The sequence below is a fragment of the Spirosoma endbachense genome (genome assembly GCF_010233585.1).
Classification (GTDB): Bacteria; Bacteroidota; Bacteroidia; order Cytophagales; family Spirosomataceae; genus Spirosoma; species Spirosoma endbachense.
Genome location: NZ_CP045997.1, coordinates 4,717,284 through 4,734,135 on the forward strand (window position 1 = coordinate 4,717,284; position 16,852 = coordinate 4,734,135).

The following is a 16,852-nucleotide window of genomic DNA, read 5'->3' on the forward strand; positions in this document are numbered from 1 at the left end:
CGTTGTCGAAGCCAAACCGAGCATTTAGCCGCCAACGGAAAAGGCCTAGAAAGCCCCAAATTAATCGAAGAAGAGCAACTTGATGCTTAAGTTGACAGCATTGGGCGGCCCGGCGCATCGGCAGCCCGGCTTATAGGTTTGTCATCAATTACATTCATGGTTAGTACTTATAAAATATAAAATGGAAGAGTACTAGTTGATGTACGAGTATACCCTTTTGCAGCAGGTAACGCCGGACGACGAACGAACGATTAATTCGTTTATTGACGCTAACCCAGGCTTCCATTTTTTTCAATCGCCGGTTTTTTATAAACTATCGCTTACATCTAAGAAACTTCGCCCATTTTTCATAATCGCGAAACAGGAAGGTAGTATCGTTGGTGTGTTACTGGTTTGCCAGCAGGTACAGATCAACCTTCCTTTTATGCGCTTTTTGACGAGTCGGAATCTGATCATTGGTGGGCCACTTGTAAGAAACCAGGATGAGCCGATCCTAAATGGTCTGTTAGCCACGTACCGGATAAAAAGCCCCCAAAGCCTTTATACACAGATGCGGAACATCCGGGATACGACTGCGTCTCGGGCGGTATTTCTGGCCAATGGGTTCGGATATGAAGACCATTTGAACATTCTTGTGGATTTAACTCAAACGGAGGAGGAGCTTTGGAAAGACATGCACTCAAAAAGGCGGAATGAAATCAGGCGAGCCGAAAAAGAAGGGTGTCGGGTTGAAATGGTGGCCACACTCGAAACATTGACACATTGCTACGACATCTTAACCGAAGTGTATCATCGGGCCAAGTTACCACTACCCGATTTTGGCCATTTCAAAGTCATGTTGCAGCACTCGACGGAGAAAATCGGATTGCGGATTTTTACAGCGGTGTGGGAGAATCGGATTATCGGCTGTATGCTTTGCATTGCCTGGGGAGATACCTTGTACGACTACTACGCGGGTGCATACAGTCGTTATTACAACAAATACCCCAATGATTTGCTACCCTGGGCGGTTTTCAACTGGGCTAAAATGAATGGCTTTTCCCATTTCGATTTTGGTGGTGCCGGTAAACCAAATGTACCTTACGGGGTACGGGATTATAAAAAAAAGTTTGGCGGTACTCTGGTGAGTTTCGGTCGATATGAATGCGTTCATTTTCCTATTCTGTTTCGGCTGATGACGCAATTATTTAAATGGTGGCAGTGCGCCAAACGATGATTCCCCGGTTCAACTATTCATACTCGTTGCGGGATACCTGGGACTGCATTACGGGCCAACTGTTCAATAAGAAACCAAATGCCAGTTACCTAAACGATTTATTTCCAGGCGCTGACATTTATTTCGTTGACAGTGCACGAGTGGGTATTAAATACGCCTTACTGGCATTTGATCTAAAACCGGGGGCACAAATTGGCATCCAGCCCTACACATGCTCATCGGTGTTGGCGGCAATTGCAGCGGCAAACTGTAAGCCCGTATTCATTGACATTAATGAACAGTTAAGTCTCGATTACGATGATTTGCAAAGGAAACTTCCGGGCTTAGATGCACTGATTGTTACGCATACATTTGGTATACCTGCACACATAACGCAGATAAAACAATTGAGTGGTCAACTTCCTGTTATTGAAGACTGCGCCCATGCGTTTCATAGTCGGTATGAAGGTGTCCATGTCGGTAATTTTTTCGATGCAGCCGTTTTTTCATTTGGTAACGGAAAGTTTCCATCGGTTGGCAGTGGGGGACTATTGGTTATAAACAGGAAGAAATCTTCTGAGCGAGTAGGTGCAGTGCTCGGCAAATTAAAATCATCTGGACTGATAAGGGAGTTGACATTTGCGGGCAGACGGTTTATCAACGCCCTGATTCATACGAGAGTGGGGGAAAGCATGCTTTACTACCTGTTGAATGAAAATTTTCTCAGCAGCAAAAGCCAGCAACTTTCGGGCTATCCCACGCACGAAAGGCAACCATATCGGAGCGTTGGCTATGCCATGCAGCGGCAGTTTACTGAACTGAAGAGTATGTCGATAAAACAACGGGAGAATGCCCGCTACCTCATTGATGGGCACAATAGACACTATAAAATGCTTGCCAATGTGGACGATACGGGTAATTCATTTGCAGTAGTCCTACTCAGCCAGCGCAGAAATGAACTCTATAGCTTCCTGCGAAAGAAAGGCGTAGGTGCCGGAAAGCATTTTCAACATGCCAAATCGTGGGCAATGCAGTTTGGCTATCAGCAAGGTGAGTGCCCAAATTTCGAACAGATCGTTGGGGAGGTTCTCACAATTCCATGTCATTATGGATTGATTCAGAGTGACTTGCGGAAAATTGACCAGCACCTTACCGACTTTGCACAAACCAATAAATCCATGCTATGAAGAAGGTATTAATCGACATCAACCACCCTGCCCATGTACACTTGTTCAGACACTTCATTGCCGAAATGAAGAGTAGGGGTTATGAGGTGATTGTTACGGCAAAAAACGTTGACTCGATTACTAATCTGCTGAAATTGTATGACATCAATTACATCAGCACAGGCCGCAAGAAAGACCATATTCTTAAGAAATATCTCTACGAATTTTTTCACCTGATTAAGGTTTTGAGCATCGTCATTCATCGGCGGGTTGATTACGGAATAGGTGTTTCTATGGTTTTACCCATTGTATCGAGGCTCACACCGATGAAGTCGTTTGCGCTCGATGACGATGATTTAGCGGCTACCCCTATCTTTGGGAAATTCACCTCCTATGCCGATGTTATTCTCAATCCCATTGCATTGTCCCACGAGAAAAGGGGCAGCCGACAACTATTCCATCCGAGTTACCATGAACTGGCTTATTTACATCCAAATCGTTTTGTGCCGGATACGAATGTTTTGAGTGAGATCGGATTAAAGCCGGGCGAACCATTTTTCGTTTTGCGGTTTAATGCCTTTAAAGCACACCATGATGCTGGTGCGCAGGGATTAACGACTGATCAAAAAATAGAAATTATCAATTTCCTGAAATATTTCGGCCGGATTTTTATCACTACAGAACGTGAGATTGAACCAGTCCTGAAATCGTATCAACTGCCCGTATCGCCGGAAAAGATACACACCCTGTTATATTATGCTACTCTGTTTATTGGCGATAGTCAAACCATGACTTCCGAAGCAGCCCTACTGGGTACACCGGCTGTTAAGCTCAATTCGTTTGCAGGCCGACTTTCGATTCCCAATGAATTGGAGCACACCTACAAACTATGCTATTCGTTTTTGCCCCAGAATTTTGAGGCTATGATGCACATGATTAAAGAACTTATTCTCAATAATGATCTAAAAGCGGAGTGGCGTATACGTAAAGAAGCAATGCTGGCCGACAAAGTGGATCTGACCTCGTTTCTGACGGCCTTAGTCATAAATTACCCGTTCAGTGTTGCCAATTCAAAGCCCGACATTGCGTTTCAGTAGAGATTGTTAATCTACCTGGTAAGAACCGAAAACCTGTACTGAAACGGATATGGATTTTACTTTACAAATGTACATTGAATTAATAGCGGCCATCAGGAATGCTGGTTATTACTTTTCAACGTTCGGGGCATTTTTACAGACAGGGCCTCCCAATACAGTCATTCTGCGCCATGATGTTGATTTAATGCCACAGAACTCACTGAACTTTGCCCGGATTCAGTACGAATTAGGTATCAGGGGGGTATATTATTTTAGGGCCATTCCCGCAAGTTGGGATGAAGCGGTTATCCTGGAAATAGCCCGAATGGGTCATGAAATCGGGTATCATTATGAATGCCTGACCACCTGTAGGGGGAATCGAGACCTGGCTATCGATGATTTCGGGAAGAATCTGACGGCATTACGTAAACTAGCTCCGGTGACAACCATTTGTATGCATGGAAGTCCGCTATCAAAATACGATTCCAAAGACCTATGGAAAACGTATTCGTATCGCGACTTTGGCATTCGGGGGGAGCCTTATTTTGATATTGACTTCTCAAAAGTAGCCTATCTGACCGATACAGGCCGACGATGGGATGGTTACAATGTAAGCGTTCGGGATAAAGTCAACTCGGTCCATCGATACAATTACAAAAGCACCCGTGATGTTATTGCCGGATTGCAAAATCAGCAGTTGCCGGATCAGATTATGTTCACGTTTCATCCGCAGCGCTGGAACTCAAATCCAGCCTATTGGGTAAGGGAGCTTGTTTTTCAGCGGGCGAAAAACGTCATTAAGCAGTATTTCTATATGAATCAACCCGCCACGCAATCGATTGATGGTTAAATTATTGACAATTATTGGTGCCAGACCGCAAATAATAAAAGCATCGGCGCTGAGCCGGGCCATCCGGCAACAGTTTGCTGATCAGGTTGCGGAGGTGCTGGTTCATACGGGGCAACATTATGACGAGAATATGTCGGCTGTGTTTTTTGAGGAGTTGGAAATTCCTCAGCCTCACTATAATCTTCAGGTAGGGTCGGGTAGTCACGGCCAACAAACCGCCAAAATGATAATGGGCATTGAGGAGATTCTCGATAAAGAGAAACCAACTTATGTAGTCATATTTGGCGATACGAATTCAACGTTGGCGGGGGCTATTGCGGCATCAAAAATTCAGGTACCTATCGTTCATATTGAAGCAGGCTTACGGTCTAACAACAAAAGAATGCCGGAAGAGATCAATCGTATCGTAAGCGACCATGTCTCTACATACCTGTTCACGCCAACCCAGGCGGGCACCGATAATCTTAAAAAAGAAGGATTCCAACTAACGAACTTGCCACCGTATACAATAGACCGTCCGGGTGTATTTCGGGTGGGCGATATTATGTACGATAACAGTCTACACTTTTCTGAGTTAGCGGCCCAGCGAACAACTATTCTGGAAAAACTACATGTACAGGCGGGCGATTATATCCTGGTTACGATTCATCGAAATGCAAATACCGATGACAGTAATCGACTGAATGGTATTTTCAGGGCACTACAGCTTATCACGGTAACTTATTCGGTAAAATTAGTTTTGCCACTTCATCCACGAACAGCTAAACAAATGAAAGCCCTACTGGAGCCGGTGCTCTATCGGGCTATTCATACCAATCCGAGTATTATACTGATTCCACCCGTATCTTTTCTGGAAATGACGACTCTGGAAAAAAACGCTCAACGCATCATAACGGATTCGGGTGGAGTTCAGAAAGAAGCCTATTTCTTTAGAAAACCTTGTCTTATACTACGTGCTGAAACTGAGTGGATTGAAATTGTGAAAGAAGGAGCAGCTATCCTCTGCGGTGCCGACCCTGAACGCATTCTTGACGCTTATGCTCACTTTGAGACAAATCCAGCGATTTCGTTTGTATCACTGTATGGGGATGGAACGGCAGCTTATCAGATTATAGATATACTACTAGGTGAGGACGGTAACAAACAAAAAGCAAATAAGTTCATACCGCCTAGTAAATTTTTACTATAGAATATCCTTTAATTGTGTACTGATAATCTAACTAATAAAATATCAAGTTCACATTCTTGCAAATTGATATCCAATGTATATAGAAGAGTTTGCAAATAAGAAAATTGATAAAAAAAATTAGTTTAATGCAAATCACTTACCTTACCTATGAATCATTATATTTGTTTAGCTATGTCTAGCGCCACACCCCAATTTAATCATCGCAATATGCCTTGGTTTGTACTATATACAAAATCCAGATCAGAAAAACTGGTAGCCAAATCCTTACATCAGCGAGGAGTAGAAGTCTATTGTCCGCTCCGAAAAGTCACCAGAAAATGGTCTGATCGCACCAAGATCGTTGAGGAGCCCATGTTCAAATCCTATTGCTTTGTTAATCTTGATGAAAACGACCGCCGGGTCGTTTATGGGGCTCCTGGAGTAGTTGGCTATCTTTATTGGCTTAAGAAACCAGCCGTGGTAAAGCAAAAAGAAATTGATTTGATTAAGGACATGCTTAATGACTTTGATCACGAGTCGCTCGAAATTCATGATTTCGCATCAGCTGATCGGCTTAGAATTTTATCGGGTGCTTTTATGGGCCGGGAGGGCCAGGTTGTTTTTACACATGGGAAAACGATCCTGGTAAAAATAGAATCGTTGTCTATGTATGTATCCGTAGACCTCAACAAAAACAAAGTTGAGAAACTAAAAAACAACACCTTACTCTCTTAGTCAGAGAGAAGTTAATCATTCGGTCTTTTCGGGTCTAAAGTGTGCCAAAACTTGTACAAAAGTATGTCTAAACTTGTACAAATAGCTTCCTGCGTGGCTTTATTTTTCCATATTTGCCACCATTCCTGTGCACAGACAGTTTCCCCCAAACCCCTCATTGAGGTAGAGGCCGGAACGTTTTTGTCTACAGCAGCCAGTAATCCATTCTGGGTCCGATCCAATCAGTATGGAGAAGTTCCGTTAGAATCGCAGGGTTTTTCAGTAAGAGCACAAGCCAGAAAAGAGTATGCTCCCCGTAGTGCTACGGACAAAAAACAGGGCCGCTTTTCGTATGGTTATGGCATAAGGGCAGTTGCCAATGCAGGTACAATTAACCAGTTTCTCTTATCGGAATTGTACGGAAAAGTGCGGTATGGTGCTATTGAATTGTATGCTGGGAGAAGAAGAGAAATCATTGGATTGGTCGATTCAACCCTAAGTACTGGATCATATATCTGGTCGGGCAATGCACTTCCTGTTCCTAAAATTGAGCTATCGATACCCAACTATGTCCCTATTTTAAAGAATGGGTTGATCGCTCTTAAAGGTAACTTTTCGCACGGGTGGCTAGGGGCCTCTGATTCGGTTAAGAATTATTACCTGCATCAGAAGAGTTTATATTTTCGCTTAGGCAAACCTGCCTGGCGATTCAAATTTTACGGTGGGTTCAACCACCAGGTGCAGTGGGGGGGCGATGTGCTATATCCCCGTGTCGATAATGGCGTTCGAATCACAAAGTTTGGCACCGATTGGGAGACCTATATGTTTGTTGTTACGGGGAAGTCGCTCTATACCCTGGACACACTGGAGATAAAGAACAATGCCGCATCTGCTGAAGGTGGGAATCGGGTCGGTAATCACCTAGGTACTATCGATCTAGCACTGGAGTATGAAACCAGTCGTCATAAATGGTTTATCTACAAGCAGTCAATTTACGAAGCGGGTGCCCTATTTTACCTCAACAACATCTCGGATGGTCTACATGGAGTATCATTTACCCGCAAACAGGCAAACCGCGGAATTTTGAAAATTTTGCTCGAATACCTGCAAACAACCAATCAGGGCGGCCCTTATCTGTCGAACAGATCCACAATTCAACAGTTGCGGGGCGCTGAAGATTACATGAATAACGGGAGGTATATTGATGGGTGGGTATACAAAGGTCAAACCATCGGTACGCCATATATTATGCCTTTGCGCTATACAACGGGCTTGCCCCAAAATCTGGACCCGAACCCAAACCGACTTGTCAACAACCGGATAAAAGCAGTTTCTCTTAGTGTCCAAAGTCGAGTTAAACAGTTCGATCTGTTAACCCGACTATCAGTCAGTCAAAATTTAGGGAGCTATATTGTTCCAGTAGATGTCAATCAGCTATCGGCACAGCAGCAAGTTATTTTTCCGATCAGAAAATATACGTTTACCGCTGTTTTGGCATATGACAACGCCGGTGTTTTAACGCAAAATCTGGGTGTCAGTTTTTTTGCCAAACGTTCTTTTTAGTCAAGTCTCACCGAACGTTATTAACACCTCATTATCGATCATGAGATCACTATTACTTGCTTTCGGGCTGTTCATGACCTTCGCTGGTGTGGCACAGCCAGGTAACGCGCTTCCGGTAGTTGCCAAATCCGCTATTACGATAACCAGTTTCGGCGATTCGCTCGTGGCCAAACGAGGTTTGCTAACAACAACTATCTATAAAAATAACGAACGTCAATCCAACGCTGCCGTCCGGAGCCTGTATCAATCAAACCCAAAAGCTTTAGCTCAGCACCGATGGGGAAATATACTAAAGCCAATTGGTCCGGTCATGATTATATCGGGGCTGGCAATTGGTTATATGGGCATTCGGGGGGAGCAACAAAAAGCATTTATTCGAGGAATAGGAACCAAAACACAACCAAATGTACCCGATGTTGAGGTTGAATACACCAAGCGAAGTTTACCGAAAACATTGCTTGGACTAGGACTTTTCATTGGTGCTTTTTATATGATTGAGCGGTCGAACGAGCTTACGTCCGCGTCGGTGAACCTTTACAACGCGAAACCATCGCCGATAAGAGATCTGTCTCGTTTGGATAAGCTGAAACTGGGTATTACGTCAACCGGTAATGTAGGCTTAGAGGCTCAGTTCTGAAAATACATCCGACTCCTGGACACAGAAATATCCAGAGTTTCGACATAATTTTTGTGAATGAGCAAAAAGCGATAGCAACAAGTCAAGCGATGGAAAATCAATGTCAACAAATTGACGAAGCAAATCCGGAAACTATTCTAAAAGATTTTCGTCGGGATGGGTATGTCGTTTTAAAAGCTGTTTTCTCAAAAGAATATATTAATGCACTCTATTTAGCTTTTAGGAACCGCTATGAGCAAAGTTTTACTGATAAAAACGCAAAAGAGATAATACAAGTTGGCGACAAACGGTATCAAATTGCGGTGGAAGTAAAAGGGGTATTTAATTCGCCTGAGTTATATGCTAATCCGTTTATTTTTCCAATTATAGAACAATTGTTTGATGGAGATTTTATTATTGGTGACTTAACATGTGTTACATCATTGCCAGGTGCAAAAACAATGGCGATCCACTGTGATGGGCGAATATTTACCCGGCACCCCCTTACCAGTCTTTTGCCACCCCATGCAGTAGGCGCTTTGATTCCATTAATCCCATTTAATCAGCTCAATGGTCCCACTCGGGTATGGCCGGGAAGTCAAAAAAGTGGTCCATCTTCCAGCCTTTTAAATGATAAATCAAATTTTATTGATCTTGAAGTTGATACGGGTTCCTGTATTTTGATGGATCATCGAATTTTTCATAGCGGAAACCCTAACCTTTCCGAACAAATCAGGCCATTACTTTATATAAATTATAGTGCACCCTGGTATTTTGATCCAGTCAATTTTACGAAGCAGGCCCCACTAGTTGTAAGTGATGCTGATTTTGAACAAATTCCTGATAATCATAAAAAACTGTTTATTAGAAGGCAGATAAAACCTTCAGGAAGCTAATACGCACATTTATTCAATTCTGGATCGGTTTTCCAATCAGAATGTAAGAAAAAAGCTATTTAAAGTATTTTTTTCAAAACAAAACGTTTTAATAGTTTCGTTAGCAAAATGTTATTCCGATTTCCCATAAAAGACGTTAAAGTCGATACAACGACTGAAAAGAAAATCATAAAAAAACCAACGTATAGCACGGGTTGTATCGATCTGAATCAGTTTGAATATACTCTGGACTTAGAAGGAATTGCCAGGTTTTACGCATACAATGGGAATCAGATTGAAGTGATGCCTCATGTGGCTGATAGTCAGTCTGTTATTGAGCTGTATCTGAATGGGTCGGTATATGGGGCAATTTTGCATCAACGAAAAACGCTGCCGCTACATGGGAGTTGTTTTCAGTACGAGGGCTTGGGGATAATGATTTGTGGTGAGTCGGGAGTGGGTAAATCATCCCTCACTGCTTCATTCTGTTTAAGTGGAGCCAATTTTTTAACCGACGATGTAACTCCAATACTATTTAATAGGGGAAAGCCGCAGATATGGGGCGTATCAGATCGAATTAAGCTGTGGAGCGATAGCCTGCTGCAATTGAATCAAAAAGAAGAGGGCTTGGAAAGGATTTTTCCCCGGCAGGGTAAATTTTATTTCCCAGTAGAATCAGGCAACCAAATGGTCTTACTGTTAAGCCATGTATTTATTATACAAATCCACGACGTGCCTAAGATATGGGCTCAACCGTTGAGAGGTGTTGAAAAATTTTCTGCCCTTCGCAAAGAAATATATCGTAGTGAATACCTAGAGGGAATGCCTGAAAGCGAAAGGGCATATCTAGAGCAAATAATTGCGATAAGCCAGGCTGTAACTGTTACAAAAGTTTTTCGTCCCGCTTCCATTCCAATTGAGCTACTGCGAATTAAATTAGAAAAACTTATTTTAATGGTAAAATCGGATCAGCAGCTTTTACCAACTGAAATTATGTAATATTGAGTTATGAAAATGCTAATAAAATATAATGAATTACCGATTAAGGAAAAACTCCTTTTTCTGGAAGCATTATTTTTTGTGTTTTTAGCTAAAATTCTTTTACTATTTCTACCATTTAAACTTTGTGTGAGTATCTTGTCTGTTAATAAAAAGAATTACGAAACCCCTGAACTAGAGCAGCTAAAACAGATAAAAAAAGCAATTCGTCGTACTCGCTGGCTCTCATTCTGGAAAAACCAGTGCATAGTAATGAGCATTGCTTCTCGTTGGATGTTACAACGCCGGCATATTCATTCTCTGCTTTCGTTAGGCGTAGCTTTCGATGAAAATAAAAAATTAAAAGCACATGCCTGGCTTAGAACAGGCGAAATCGGTATCGTAGAAAAAGGCGGGAATTTCCATGAATTATACAATTTTTAATTAACTTTGTTAAGTCTGCAACATTAACCTCAATCTTACACTATGGAAGCATTATATAATGACAGGAAAGTTTGGGCTAAGCCCACTGTTCAAACTCTGAACATCAACAAAGACACCTATTCGTCTCAGGGGCATGGCGACAGAGAAGTAGGAAAAGGAGGTGGAGATAATCAAACAAAAGATATTCCGTCGTAACCTATGCTTTACGGTGTGTTCTCCCCTCGGCCCTTAGCGACTGAGAGAGCAAATCTCAATCGTCTCAAAAAATCAATAGAATGGGCGGAGGGCGAACACCACAATGTAAACTATAGGAACTTTTCAGGCGGTTTTTTCTTAGACCCTAGACTTCCTTATACGGTTGATGATTGCCTGTACATTGATACCTCTCATGATTTATTGGTATTAATGACTGGCTGTCTCTACAACCGAGCAGAACTATGCCATCAATTTAACCTAAATTCCAGCCCGCTTTCCGAACCAGCACTAGTCGCGCAAATTTATTTACAAGAAGGCCCCAGTTTTGTAAATAGCCTCAATGGCGATTTTGCCATTGTTATATATGAGTCGCCAAAAAATGCTTTCTACCTTTTTCGGGACCATTTAGGCATCGCCCCCCTTGCTTATACAACAACGGGACAATCGATCTATTTCGCTTCTGATATTATTGGCTTATGTCGCACCTTTTCAGAAGGCATTCGCATCAATATGGACCCCTTTATAGCGGACTATAAAGTTGTTGATATGACGCTGACGCCAAATGAGAAGGTATTAAAATTGAAAGCGGGACATTCACTTTCATACACGGCAGAAGGGGTGACCACTAAAAAATACTGGGAGCCAGAACGGATCAAAACGGATAAAACTCTGAGTCAGGAACAGATGTTTTCTGAACTTAAATCGCTTTTAAAAGATGCCGTGCATATTCGTGCAGATCAGCGATTTAATGCAGGTGCCCATGTAAGTGGTGGTATCGATTCAAGTCTCGTTGCTGTTCTGGCTTGTAAAGAGTTCGAGAAACAATCGACCTTTTATGGTTATTCCTGGTCGCCTTCTAATTGCATACCCGTTAATAATGAGCTTGATGAAAGGGATTTGGTAAAACAGACCTGTGAAATGGCAGGTATTACACCTGTGCATATTCACGTTGAAGTAAATGATTTTATTGAGTTAACCAAAAATAGCATGAACAGCTTCATGTATTTTCATGAAGAAAAAGTGCTGGAAATGGCAAAAACGCACAAGACAAACTTATTATTTAATGGCCATGGTGGAGATGAATTTATAAGTTATGGAAGTCTGGGAGTCGATTCCGATCTCTTGTTTAATTTTCAATGGAAAACTTTTCTTAAAAAAAACCCACTTAGTAATCCTCGAAAAATAATTAAATATTTAGTTTTTAGGGTGCTTTTTCCGGCCGTTAATTATATACCATCTTCAGTAAAAAAAAGTTATGATAAGGCAATGTGGCTTTTTAAAAAGCCATACAGAAAGCTGCATCAAAAAACATATAAGCGTTACTATTGTTATCGTTCCCGCCGAAAATATCAATTGGGCCTATTGTATAACTATCACCTCCCTGAACGTACAGAATGTTGGACAATTACGGGATATAAGGCAGGAATTCAATACCGTTATCCTTTACTAGACAAACGAATTGTTGAATACATACTGAAAGTCCCCTCTAAGCTACTAGTGAAAGATAGTAAATATACGCGTATTATTCTTCGTGAAATTAGTGAGGGATTGCTGCCCAATGCCGTAAGATGGAGGCTAGGCAAAAAAGATCCTGCTTTTTTTGCTTTGGTAAATAGCCAGACAAAAGACAGGGGACTACTTTTTATAAATGAAATAGATGATTTTAAAGCTAACCCAAGTTTGTATTTTGTTGACTTTGCCTTAGTAGAACATGAAATTAAGCAATTCGAAGAAGATGATAAATATCCAGCATCTAATAAATTATTAGGTGATATTCTTGCTTTCAAGGCACTCCATGAGCTTTCAAAAAGCTATGAGAAATCAATAGAAGAATAAGTGAACAATATTAAATAGGAACGCTATGAAAGACCTTGCCGTTGAAAGTCCATTGAATGAGCAGGAGATATGTGTTAAATGTGGCTTTTGTTGCGATGGTACACTGTTTAGCTATGCTGTTTTGCAGGCAGGAGAACAAGGGAATTTGCCGGAAAAGATTGAGCAAAACTATAGCAAAGAAGACGGCAGAGAATTTTTTAAACTACCTTGCTCTTACTTTTGTGGCAAATGCACAATATATGATCAGAAACGGGCATCAATTTGTTCAGCTTTCCGGTGCCAGTTATTGAAAGATTTTTCGATAGATAAAATTACGCAAGCGAATGCAATGAGAATAATAGACAATGCCGTGAAATTCAGAGATGAAATATATTTACTTTATAGAGAAATTTTCGGTAATGACTATAGGCTAAGTTTTAGAAACTTACTAGTAGACCTGGCTAAATATGGAAACGATGCCTTCGAAGATGACCCATTGAATCAATCAATTGAATTGCTAAGAATAAAGTGCAATATATACGAAACTTTATTGATAAAGAATTTTAAATCAATAAAAAATTTTGAACGACTGATAAGCACCTCAATGGAAGAGACTTGACTATATTATTACGGTTTTCAATTAAAGTTGTAGCCTTAATCGGTTTTTCTGAGTATTGTTTTAGGTAGACAGGTAACAATAAAGTGCATTAAGGATGAAAAGATTTATAAGAAACCATGAAACTATTTCTGGGCAGATAGATGATGAGTTGGTAATGATGGACATCGAAAAAGGAAGCTATTTTTCGTTAAATACCGTAGCTACGAGAATCTGGGAATTACTCGAAGGTCCTCTTACTATTGAAAATTTATGCGACTTACTTCTTAAAGAATATGACGTAGATTACTCAGAATGTCGTGCCGATGTAGAAGAACATCTTACTAAAATGAAGGAACTTGGTTTAGTTAAATCAATCGATTAGCAAAGCAAGCTTCTCGAGGACGCACATTGGCTAGCTCCGACTTTAGAGCTGGCCAATGTATTAAAACCATATAGCCTTAAACTAATTACGGCTTCCCAATGCCATGAGAACAGGTGTCAGCAAAAGTAAATTTATAGCCGGATTAAATCAGGAAACGCAATTTCTGCTGCGATGTTTAGATGCGAAATCGACCTTTTACCCAAGCGATTTTGAGCAATTTGATCCAGATATTTTTTTACATAACGCCGAATGCCATCGCGTAACGAATATTGTTTATACTACTATAAAAACTAATCATTCATTTCCAGTACATATAAAGAATCGCTTGAGGGAACAGCATGTAGCTAATAAGCTTAGAATGCTTTCCTATATGGCAGAACTTTGTCGGGTTCTGAAAATTATGAATGCTAATAAAATAAAGGCAGTTGCTTTAAAAGGCCCGTTATTAGGTGAACTCTATTATGATGACTATACGCAAAGAGAGTGTAAAGATTTAGATATTATCGTTCAGGAGTCGGATGTTCAGAAAGCCTATGAAATTTTGCTCGATGTAGGCTATAAGTTGTCGGATATTCTATGGAAGACTCCGAAACAAAAAGCTGTTTATGACAAAACATTTCATCACTATAATTTATACAACTCCAAAACTAATGTGCAGGTTGAACTGCACTGGCGACTGAATGCAGCAGGAAGTGATTCTATACTGAAATCGAAATTAAGTTGGGATACTCTACCCGTGATACAAGCGTGTGGCCAGGCTATACCGATCTTACCCAGAAACGATATGTTTATTTACTTATGTATACATGGGGGAACACACCAATGGAAACGGTTATTCTGGCTTGTTGATATAGTACGAATTATTGAGAGAGAAGGTGCTGGTTTCTTAGTTGAAATCTATAACCAGTTAAGCCAAAAAAGTGAAAAACGATATGTACTTGAGGCTTGCCATTTAGCTTATGTCATTTTTGGAATTGACCTGCACCCCATTATTCACGAAGCAATAGAAAAGGATGCCAATATAGGGAGACTCTCTGAAGTTTCAATTTTTTCAATGAGCACTATTTCCGACGTTTATCTAAGCCCTATATCGTCCTTTAAAACATTTTCATTAGCTATGCGTAAATTTATTAAATTTTACTGGTCAGCTATTTATTTAGATGGTTATAAGGCAATATTCACGTCTTTTAGCAATTTCTTTATTAATCCGTCTTACTGGTCTATCTATTCATTTCGTGACAGCTTTTTTGTATTGAATTATATCGCAGCTCCTTTTCTGTGGATATATAAACTATTTAATAAAGTAAAGTGATGATATTTAGTGAGCAAAAAGCGCTTCGACACTATCTTTATTCACTGTTTAAATCGAATAAGATTAAAATAGTTTCGTCTGTTATTATTACTCTTTTTTCGGGATTAACAAGAGGAGGGAGCATTATTCTGTTGTTGCCTCTACTCGGTCTGGCTGGTATAACGGGAGATTCGGACCAGAACAGTAGAGCGTTTAAACTAACTAAGGCAGTCTGGGATATTCTAGGCATCTCCTTCACACTTTATACTTGTCTTATTATTTATATACTGCTTGTGTTGATTCATGCATGTTTGGGCTATATAAAAAATTTATTGGATGTATCTATTGTGCAAGAGTATAAGCAGAATCTACGAAATGAACTTTTTTCCGCAGTTATTAATTCGGAATGGGGGTTTATTAAAAATGCAAAAAATACCCACATATTTAATAACTTAATTGATGAAATTAATAATATCGGATATTCTGTGAATTTAGCTGTTAATTCATTTAGTACGTTTGCGCTATTCTTTTTCTACTTGGCGACGTCCTTATATGTATCGATTAAGATGACTTTTATTGCCAGTTTGTGTATTCTGCCATTGCTGCTGGTTCAACGTAAATTAAATAATAAAGCGTACAAATCTGGTGTAGCTATGTACGAACGCCATGAGAGTTTATTTAATGCTGTTCTTGAGTTTATTAACAGTTTTAAGTTGGCAAAAAGTTATAGTTTTCAGGGCCGATATGAGACTGAGTTCAGGAATATCACGCGCCAGACCGTTAGGGATGAATATTTATTTGCTAAAATAAGTGCTGGTACCAGTATTTTATATGAAGTTGGCTCAGCAATAATCGTTAGCATCATTCTTATATGGGCAATAAAAGTCGTTCATATGCCAGTTGTGGATTTATTGTTAATGATATACATTGCCTCAAAATTGTTGCCGACTATTTCTTCATTAATCAGAGTCTTTCAATATACGTTAAATATGCTACCCTCCTATGAGGGTGTGACGAATTTACTACTTAAATCCCGGCAAAATCGAGAGGAGAATGGCGATAAATTGACAGTAAATGGGTTTCCTGAAAAGTCCATAAAATTGTCAAGAATAGGCTTTCGCTATGACGAAGAAAAACCTATTCTTGACAATTTCAGTTGCGAAATTGAAGTAAATAAAACCACTTCAATACTTGGTGCTTCTGGGCGAGGTAAAACCACTTTGGTAGAACTACTCCTTGGCCTTTTAAAGCCACAGGCAGGTAAAGTACTTTTAGATAATATTGATTTAAATGAGGTAAATCTGGCTGATTGGCGAAAAATGACAGCCTACATACCTCAGGAATGTTTTTTATTCAATGCAACCATTCGGGAAAATTTATTGTGGGTTAAACCCGCTGCAACTGAATCGGAACTACAGGAAGTATTGAAATTAGTAGCAGGCGAGTTTGTTTTTACGTTACCTAAAGGTCTGGATACGAATGTAGGCGATCAGGGAGTACGGCTCTCTGGAGGAGAACGCCAACGTATTGCTTTAGCAAGGGCCATGCTCCGGAATCCCAAAATGTTAATCCTGGATGAAGCAACAAATGCGTTAGATATCAGTAATGAGTTAATGATAAAAAAAGCCATAGACCAATTAAAGGGTAAGATAACTATATTGATAATCGCTCATAATCAATATCTACATGAAGGCGCTGATGAAACGATTGATTTAGAAGCGGTTCATTCTACTCTATATCCTAACTGAGCTGCTTATTGTTAACATGTCGAGTTTAGCACACACTGGCTTTATCAACTCGTTTACTTGATTTCAATTATCAAGTGAGCCACTTATCCAGGTTGCTAAGTATGCCCATTCTTTGCTAACCAATAAAAATACCGGACTCAAGAGGGTCCGGTATTTCCCGTTTTCTTAACCTAATAAT

General features: G+C 40.3%; 17 protein-coding genes. All 17 read left to right on the forward strand.

The genetic code is table 11. From position 1 onward, the window contains the following. The first annotated feature begins 199 nt into the window (after positions 1-199). The 17 genes from GJR95_RS19025 (at position 200) to GJR95_RS19105 (ending at position 16,674) form a co-directional block, all read left to right on the forward strand. The gene (locus GJR95_RS19025) at positions 200-1,216 is read left to right on the forward strand and encodes a lipid II:glycine glycyltransferase FemX (protein ID WP_162387367.1); all 1,017 of its coding nucleotides are present in this window, start codon (positions 200-202) and stop codon (positions 1,214-1,216) included. Then, entirely contained in the window at positions 1,213-2,382 is a 1,170-nt protein-coding gene (locus GJR95_RS19030; protein WP_162387368.1) for a DegT/DnrJ/EryC1/StrS family aminotransferase, read from the forward strand. The genes GJR95_RS19025 and GJR95_RS19030 overlap by 4 nt, the downstream gene beginning before the upstream one ends. Beyond that, a complete protein-coding gene (locus GJR95_RS19035; protein WP_162387369.1) occupies positions 2,379-3,458 on the forward strand; it encodes a DUF354 domain-containing protein in 1,080 nt (359 codons plus the stop codon). Before GJR95_RS19030 ends, GJR95_RS19035 begins: the two co-directional genes overlap by 4 nt. Positions 3,459-3,507: 49 nt before the next feature. Beyond that, the gene (locus GJR95_RS19040) at positions 3,508-4,287 is read left to right on the forward strand and encodes a hypothetical protein (protein WP_162387370.1); all 780 of its coding nucleotides are present in this window, start codon (positions 3,508-3,510) and stop codon (positions 4,285-4,287) included. Continuing rightward, positions 4,280-5,476 (forward strand): non-hydrolyzing UDP-N-acetylglucosamine 2-epimerase, encoded by a 1,197-nt coding sequence (wecB, locus tag GJR95_RS19045; RefSeq protein WP_162387371.1) that lies wholly within the window; start codon positions 4,280-4,282, stop codon positions 5,474-5,476. The genes GJR95_RS19040 and wecB overlap by 8 nt, the downstream gene beginning before the upstream one ends. 207 nt (positions 5,477-5,683) lie before the next feature. Continuing rightward, entirely contained in the window at positions 5,684-6,190 is a 507-nt protein-coding gene (gene nusG / locus GJR95_RS19050; RefSeq protein WP_162387372.1) for a transcription termination/antitermination protein NusG, read from the forward strand. A 63-nt stretch (positions 6,191-6,253) separates the two neighbouring features. Beyond that, on the forward strand, positions 6,254-7,732 hold the full coding sequence (locus GJR95_RS19055) for a capsule assembly Wzi family protein (RefSeq protein ID WP_162387373.1): 1,479 nt from the start codon (positions 6,254-6,256) through the stop codon (positions 7,730-7,732). A gap of 40 nt (positions 7,733-7,772) precedes the next feature. Beyond that, complete coding sequence (locus tag GJR95_RS19060) at positions 7,773-8,369, forward strand: hypothetical protein (RefSeq protein WP_162387374.1); 597 nt, start codon at positions 7,773-7,775, stop codon at positions 8,367-8,369. Positions 8,370-8,422: 53 nt separating this feature from the next. Next, entirely contained in the window at positions 8,423-9,244 is an 822-nt protein-coding gene (locus GJR95_RS19065; protein ID WP_162387375.1) for a phytanoyl-CoA dioxygenase family protein, read from the forward strand. Between the two features lie 108 nt (positions 9,245-9,352). Further along, on the forward strand, positions 9,353-10,222 hold the full coding sequence (locus GJR95_RS19070; RefSeq protein WP_162387376.1) for a phosphoenolpyruvate carboxykinase (ATP): 870 nt from the start codon (positions 9,353-9,355) through the stop codon (positions 10,220-10,222). Positions 10,223-10,231: 9 nt separating this feature from the next. Beyond that, a complete protein-coding gene (locus GJR95_RS19075; RefSeq protein ID WP_162387377.1) occupies positions 10,232-10,645 on the forward strand; it encodes a lasso peptide biosynthesis B2 protein in 414 nt (137 codons plus the stop codon). A gap of 42 nt (positions 10,646-10,687) precedes the next feature. Next, the gene (locus tag GJR95_RS19080; protein ID WP_162387378.1) at positions 10,688-10,840 is read left to right on the forward strand and encodes a hypothetical protein; all 153 of its coding nucleotides are present in this window, start codon (positions 10,688-10,690) and stop codon (positions 10,838-10,840) included. A gap of 3 nt (positions 10,841-10,843) precedes the next feature. After that, complete coding sequence (locus GJR95_RS19085) at positions 10,844-12,676, forward strand: asparagine synthase-related protein (protein ID WP_162387379.1); 1,833 nt, start codon at positions 10,844-10,846, stop codon at positions 12,674-12,676. A 25-nt stretch (positions 12,677-12,701) separates the two neighbouring features. Next, entirely contained in the window at positions 12,702-13,274 is a 573-nt protein-coding gene (locus tag GJR95_RS19090; protein WP_162387380.1) for a hypothetical protein, read from the forward strand. 94 nt (positions 13,275-13,368) lie between these two features. Further along, positions 13,369-13,635 (forward strand): PqqD family protein, encoded by a 267-nt coding sequence (locus GJR95_RS19095; protein ID WP_162387381.1) that lies wholly within the window; start codon positions 13,369-13,371, stop codon positions 13,633-13,635. A gap of 103 nt (positions 13,636-13,738) precedes the next feature. Next, entirely contained in the window at positions 13,739-14,947 is a 1,209-nt protein-coding gene (locus GJR95_RS19100) for a nucleotidyltransferase domain-containing protein (RefSeq protein ID WP_162387382.1), read from the forward strand. Beyond that, complete coding sequence (locus GJR95_RS19105) at positions 14,947-16,674, forward strand: ABC transporter ATP-binding protein (RefSeq protein WP_232541286.1); 1,728 nt, start codon at positions 14,947-14,949, stop codon at positions 16,672-16,674. Before GJR95_RS19100 ends, GJR95_RS19105 begins: the two co-directional genes overlap by 1 nt. Positions 16,675-16,852 lie beyond the last annotated feature (178 nt).